Raw genomic sequence first — 4,353 nt, 5'->3', positions numbered from 1 at the left:
CGCGGATGCGCGTCTCCATCGCCGGGCTATCCGGCCCCGCGGCCCGCGCCCCGCCCGGCAGGCGCAGCCGGAAGCCAGCCAGCGCGTCGGGCTCGGCCGGCATCCCGCCGAGCCGCGCGAGCCGCGCCGTCGTCTCCGCCGGGTTCGCGCTGGCGACGATCACGCTCTCCAGCGCCTCGGCGCCGTTGCGATGCCCCATCCAGCGCGCATCCCACACCAGCTCCGGCGTCAGGTGCTGCACCAGCTGCACCCGGCCTTCCGGCGCGTCGGGAAAGGGCAGGCGGGCGAAGCGCGCCGTGGGCCCACCCGGCTCCACCGGCCGCTGCAGCCAGGCGACGCCCGGGATCTGCAGCCCGCCGCGCCGGAGCCGCGCGAGGTTCGCCTCCGCGTCGTCCATCGCCAGCGCCAGGATATGCGCGCCTTCGTAGCGCGCGACGAAGCGGTCCACGCCGTTGGCGAAGAGCGTGTCGTCCAGGATGCCGAGCAGCTCCACATAGCCGTGGCGGAGGAAGGCGCAGCGGTTGCCGCTGCCGAAGGGCTCGACGGGCCCGTCCGGCGTCCGCCGCCCCGATTGCTGCGCGACCGGCGACAGCGCGAAGCCGAGCCCCTCCCACGCCGCCCAGAGCGGCGCCGGATCCCGCGCGCAAAGCCCGATATGGTCGAGGGCGAGCGCCGTCCCCGTCACGCCGGGTTCTCGTACTTCTCCAGCAGCCACGCCGTCGGCTCGGCCGCCGCCTCGTCATACCAGCGCGCCACCAGCGGATGGTTGCGCACCGCCGTGCAATAGGCCCGCGACACCTCGGTCAGCTCCGGCTGCCAGGTCAGGAAGCGCGTCACCACCGGCGCATACATCGCATCCGCGAGCGTGAAGGCGCGCCCGAACAGGAAAGGCCCGGTATGCGCCGCCAGCGCCTCGGCCCAGATCGCCTCGATCCGCGCGATGTCGGCCAGGCATTCGGGCGTGCGTCCCTTGCCGGGGAAGGTCCGGCCCAGGTTCATCGGCATGTTCATGCGCAGGTTGCGGAAGCCCGCATGCATCTCCGCCGCGATCGCCCGCGCATGGGCGCGCGCGACGCGGTCCGCGGGCCAGAGCGTCGGCGCGACCTCGGCGCAGTACTCGGCGATGGCGACGCTCTCCCAGATCCGTGCGCCCAGGTGTTCCAGATAGGGCACCATGCCGTTGGGCGAGATCGCCTTGATCGCCTCCGTGCTGCCGCCGGCGAGCGGCACCACGACCTCCTCCACGTCGAGCCCCGCCATGTGGACGCAGAGCCAGCCGCGCAGGCTCCAGGAGGAGTAGCGCTTCGTCCCGATCACCAGCCTGCCGTCGGCCATCGCCCCAACCCCGGTCCTGCGGCGGCGGTGTATGCCACGGGCCCGCCCTTCCGGCCACGCCCCGCCCGGTCTATGCCCCCACCCGATGGCTGCGACCGCCCGGGACAGGATCCTGACCAATATGGGCCTCGATGCGGCGGTCGCGGCGCTCGCCGTGCCCGTCGCGATCTGGCTTGCCGCGCCCGGCGCCTGGCCGCCCGGCGCCTGGTGGGGGCTCGCCCTGCCGCTGGCCGCCGCCACGCTGCTCGGCGCCGGCTGGAAGCTCGGCCTGCCGCGGCAATACTGGCGCTTCGTCTCCATGGCGGACCTGCTCGCGACCACCGGCGCCGCCGTCGCGGCGGCGGTGATCTTCTGGGTCGTCATCAACCTGGCCGACGCCTGGCGGCCGCCCAACGTCGCCATCCCGCTGATCCACGCCGTGACGCTCGCGGCCCTGCTCGCCGCCCCGCGCGCCGCCGCCCGCCTGACCCATAGCGGCCGCGGCCTGGTCCCCGGCGCGCAGGCCCAATCCGTCCTGCTGGTCGGCGCCGAGGACGGCACCGACCTCTACCTCCGCGCGCTGGAGCAGGAGCGCGCGGCCGCCTACCGCGTCACCGGCATCCTCTCCCTCCGCGAACGCCAGACCGGCCGCCGCATCCAGGGCGTCGAGGTGCTCGGCACGGTGGAGGACGCGCCCGCGGTCCTCGACCGGCTGCGCGACGAGGCGCGGCTGCCGGCCATGGTCGTCCTCGCCACAACGCGCCTGTCGGGCCCTGCGCTGCAATCGCTGCTCGATGCCTGCGACCGCCACGGCGTGCCGGTGAAGCGCCTGCCGAGCTTCGGCGCCCTCAGCCCCGCCCAGCGCCGCCCCGGCGAGCGCGAGGCCGACCGCCTGCCGCTGCGCCCGATCGAGATCGAGGAGCTGCTGGACCGCCCGCAGGTCCCGCTCGACCGCGAAGGCATGGCGCGGCTGATCCAGGGCCGCCGCGTGCTGGTCACCGGCGCGGGCGGCACCATCGGCGGCGAGCTCGCGCGACAGGTCGCCGGCTTCGCGCCGTCGAGCCTGACGCTGCTCGATCACGGCGAATACGTGCTCTACGAGATCGACCTGGAACTGCGGGAGCGCCACCCCGACGTGCCGCGCCGCGCGGTCCTCGCCGATGTGCGCGACGAGGACCGCATGCGCCGCCTGCTCGCGGAGATCCGCCCCGAGCTCGTCTTCCACGCCGCTGCGCTGAAGCACGTGCCGATGGTGGAGAACGACCCGCTGGAAGGGCTGCTCACCAACACGCTCGGCACGCGCGTGGTGGCGGATGCGGCCCGCGCGGCGGGCTGCTCGCTGATGGTCTTCATCTCCACCGACAAGGCGGTGAACCCGACCAGCGTGATGGGCGCGTCGAAGCGCCTCGCGGAGATGTACTGCCAGGCGCGGGACCGCGAAGCACGACGGGATGGCGGCATGCGCCTCGTCACCGTGCGCTTCGGCAACGTGCTCGGCTCCACCGGTTCCGTCGTGCCGCTGTTCCGCCGGCAGCTGGAGCGCGGCGGGCCGCTGACCGTCACGCATCCCGACATGCGCCGCTATTTCATGACGGTGCGCGAGGCCGTCGGCCTCGTCCTGCAGGCCTCCGTCGTCGGCGCCACCGACCGGGAGGACCAGCCGCCCGAGCTGCGGGAAGGCGGGATCTTCGTCCTCGACATGGGCGAGGCGGTGAAGATCGTGGACCTCGCGCGCCGCATGGTCCGCCTCGCCGGCCTCAAGCCCGACGAGGACATTGAGATCCGCTTCACCGGCCTGCGCCCCGGCGAGAAGCTCTACGAGGAGCTGTTCCACGGCCAGGAACCGCCGCACCCGACCAACTTCCCGGGCCTGCTGGTCGCCGTGCCGCGCACCACCGACGCCGCCGAGATGGCCGCCGCCATCGACCGCGTCGCCACCCTCTGCGTCGCCGGCGACCGCGCCGGCGCGCTGGCCGAGCTCGCCCGCCTCGTCCCGGAATTCGCCCCACCCGGCAACGGCGCGGCCTGACGCGCGCTTGTCTCGCCGCGGTCGGCGCACGCATGCTCCGCCGCCGGATGGAGGGACCAGCGATGCCTTACGTGGACGGCTTCGTCGCCGCCGTGCCGGCGGACAACCGCGAGACCTATCGCCGCCACGCCGCCCTCGCCGCCGAGGTGTTCCGCGAGCATGGCGCGACGCAGGTGGTGGAGTGCTGGGGCGACGACGTGCCGGACGGCAAGCTCACCTCCTTCCCCATGGCGGTGAAGCGCGAGCCGGGAGAGGTGGTGGTGTTCTCCTGGATCGTTTGGCCGTCCAGGGCGGTGCGCGACGCGGGACATCGCAAGGTGATGGCCGATCCGCGCCTGAGCCCGGAGGCGAACCCGATGCCCTTCGACGGCAGGCGCATGATCCATGGCGGCTTCGAGATGCTGCTCGACGCCTGAGGCCGCGGCGCGGCCGCCGGCAGGCTGCAGCCGAGATTCCGGGAGCGAGGGATCCGATCCGATCGAATCAGTCGGATCGGATACTGCTCTACGCCGTCACGGCCACGGGTGCGGCGGCATCGTTGGCGGGCATCGCGGGCAGGCGCAGGCAGACCCGCGTGCCGCGGCCCGGCTCGCTTCGGCTCTCGATCTCCGCGCCGATCCGCGCCGACAGGCTGCGCACAAGCTCGCGGCCGAGGCTGCCCTTGTCGGCCTCTCCCGCCACGCCGATGCCGTCGTCCTCCACCGTCACCTCCACGCCGGCGCCGGACGCCACGACATGCACGCGCACCGCGCCGCCGCGCCCTTCCGGATAGGCGTGGCGCACGGCGTTGGTCAGCAGCTCGGTCACCACCAGCCCGAGCGGTATGGCACGGTCCACGTCCAGCGTGGCCTCGCCCTGGCGCGTGCAGCTCACCCGCACGGCGGGGTCGAGCCGGCCGACGAAGTCGCAGAGGTCGGCGATCATCGCGCCGGCATCGGCGCGCCGCAGGTCGGGGCTGCGCTGCAGCGCGGCGTGCGCCTCCGCCACCGCCGCCACGCGGCCGGCCGCCT

5 protein-coding genes are annotated in these 4,353 nt (G+C 74.2%); 2 read left to right on the top strand and 3 right to left on the bottom strand.

Going from position 1 to position 4,353, the window contains the following annotated elements; genetic code table 11:
- Positions 1 to 685, bottom strand: a 685-nt coding sequence (locus tag L2I40_RS19605) for a VOC family protein (RefSeq protein ID WP_237216868.1), incomplete at its 3' end; no start/stop codon positions are given.
- Entirely contained in the window at positions 682 to 1,335 is a 654-nt protein-coding gene (locus L2I40_RS19600) for a glutathione S-transferase family protein (RefSeq protein ID WP_237216867.1), read from the bottom strand. The genes L2I40_RS19600 and L2I40_RS19605, both read right to left, overlap by 4 nt.
- An 85-nt stretch (positions 1,336 to 1,420) precedes the next feature.
- Here L2I40_RS19600 and L2I40_RS19595 point away from each other — a divergent pair, with 85 nt between their 5' ends.
- Together L2I40_RS19595 and L2I40_RS19590 are read left to right on the top strand one after the other, a co-directional pair.
- On the top strand, positions 1,421 to 3,343 hold the full coding sequence (locus L2I40_RS19595) for a polysaccharide biosynthesis protein (protein WP_237216866.1): 1,923 nt from the start codon (positions 1,421 to 1,423) through the stop codon (positions 3,341 to 3,343).
- Between the two features lie 62 nt (positions 3,344 to 3,405).
- Positions 3,406 to 3,759: a DUF1428 domain-containing protein gene (locus L2I40_RS19590; protein WP_237216865.1), complete on the top strand. Its 354-nt coding sequence runs from the start codon at positions 3,406 to 3,408 to the stop codon at positions 3,757 to 3,759.
- Between the two features lie 88 nt (positions 3,760 to 3,847).
- Here the strand turns inward: L2I40_RS19590 and L2I40_RS19585 are convergent.
- Positions 3,848 to 4,353, bottom strand: a 506-nt coding sequence (locus L2I40_RS19585) for an ATP-binding protein (protein ID WP_237216864.1), incomplete at its 5' end; no start/stop codon positions are given.

This window comes from Falsiroseomonas oryziterrae (genome assembly GCF_021864505.1).
GTDB classification, from domain to species: Bacteria; Pseudomonadota; Alphaproteobacteria; order Acetobacterales; family Acetobacteraceae; genus Falsiroseomonas; species Falsiroseomonas oryziterrae.
This window is presented reverse-complemented; position numbering and strand designations above follow the sequence as displayed.